Here is a 1,732-nt window from a genome sequence, read left to right as displayed (position 1 = left end):
AATAAAAAAACTACTGCTAGACAGACGACAATCAGGTAAATCATCCATAGCTTTGTAATACGCATTATCTGAACTCCCTCAAAATGAGGATGAGGAAAATAATTCCCCCCACACCACCTGCGGTAAGTCCGATCGGTACTTCAAATGGATAAATGATTGAGCGACCAAGAATGTCGCAAATCAGTAATAGAGATGCCCCACCTAAAGCCACAATCGGCAAGGTTTTAGCTAAGTTTTCTCCGTATTTCAGTGCGACTAAATTGGGGACCACGAGCCCGACAAAAGGAATAGCACCAACCGTAATTACTGTGGTCGAAACTGTAATGGCAACCAGTATTAAACCAATGGCGGCTATAGCTGCATAACTAAGTCCTAAGCTAGAAGCCATCTCTTCACCCATACCAATCACGGTAAAGCAATGTGCGAAAAGATAAGTCAGAACAACAATCGGAAAAATAATGTAAATGACTTCATAATGACCTTGGACAATTTTTGAAAAATCTCCTAAAAGCCACCCTTGCATACTTTGTAAAATATTAAAGCGATAGGCATAAAACTCAGCTAAGGCACTCAGTACACTGCCGTACATCAAGCCAATAACCGGTACTAAAACCGTATTTCTAAAACGGATCCGGCGAATAATTGCGATATAAATTAAGCTGGCAATAAAACAAAAAATGATCGCAAATATCATCTTGCTCAACGTGCTGGTTACCGGAACTAAAGTTAATGACACTAAAATTCCCAGTTTGGCAGCATCTAAACCACCCGATGTTTCCGGTTCAACAAACTTGTTACGCACAATATGCTGCAAGATGACGCCACATACCGCCAACCCGATACCGGTAAGCACAATAGTAATTAAACGAGGGATACGGCTGGCTGTAAGAGTGAGCCAACTCTCATGAGAAAAAGAAAATAAGGTAGACCACTGGATTTGCTCAGCCCCGAGCAATAATGAGCAAATACATAAAATGATAAAAATACAGAATAAGCCGAATTGCATCAGTGGCGTGCCCCACTTGAGCGTAATAAAGCCGATGCAAATTGCAAATTTAATCCCATCAAACCAAAGCGAGGGAAAATTTGTTCAACATTTGATGGGCTTATTAACCTTTCATGATTGAATATTCTCATGAAAATTCCTCAATTTTATCGAGACAACAGAATCAGTTCCTTTTGAATAGGCAAAATCACAGCCCTATTCCGAGGAGCAATTTTTTCATCTTTAAATTATTTTTGCCCAACCAATTTCGAATTAAATAAATATTAATCAATCACTTATTATTTATTTTCTATTTTAAAAATTCGTCATTCTCAATTGGTACTATCTACTTGCAAATAATAATCTTGATGTAAATGAGAATCAATTATAGTATGTTTAAAGGTAAAATGTAACCCTACTGTTACATCAGTACAGTTCATGTGGACATCAACTCATTAGAAAAAGGTCAATTTTTGCAAACAAGCAAATCTATAACATTATGAATTATATGAAATTTAATCTAATGTAAAAAATTTGCGAAATAAAAATTGATGAAAATAGCCATTTGATAAACCAGGATTCATTTATGTTGGAACAATTTTCCAAATCGCCCTCTCTCCTTTCGGTTACTGATTACGAAGAACATATCTGGATGTTGCAATTACAACAGCCTGAACAAGTTAACCGACGTTTTAATCTATGGAAACTTAATCAAGGTTTAGACATTCAACTGCTCATTAAAGCAAT

Annotated in this window: 1 protein-coding gene and 1 pseudogene; one reads left to right on the top strand and one right to left on the bottom strand. The window is 36.6% G+C overall.

From position 1 onward, the window contains the following. Nucleotides 1–64: 64 nt before the first annotated feature. Nucleotides 65–1,006 carry an ABC transporter permease gene (gene bauD, locus VXQ92_RS16795; RefSeq protein ID WP_206677396.1) on the bottom strand — a complete coding sequence of 314 codons (942 nt, stop codon included), beginning with the start codon at nucleotides 1,004–1,006 and terminating at the stop codon, nucleotides 65–67. 565 nt (nucleotides 1,007–1,571) lie between these two features. Here bauD and VXQ92_RS16790 point away from each other — a divergent pair. Then, a pseudogene (locus tag VXQ92_RS16790) lies at nucleotides 1,572–1,732 on the top strand (hypothetical protein); the annotation flags it as partial.

Source organism: Acinetobacter sp. 228 (assembly GCF_048147885.1).
This window is presented reverse-complemented; position numbering and strand designations above follow the sequence as displayed.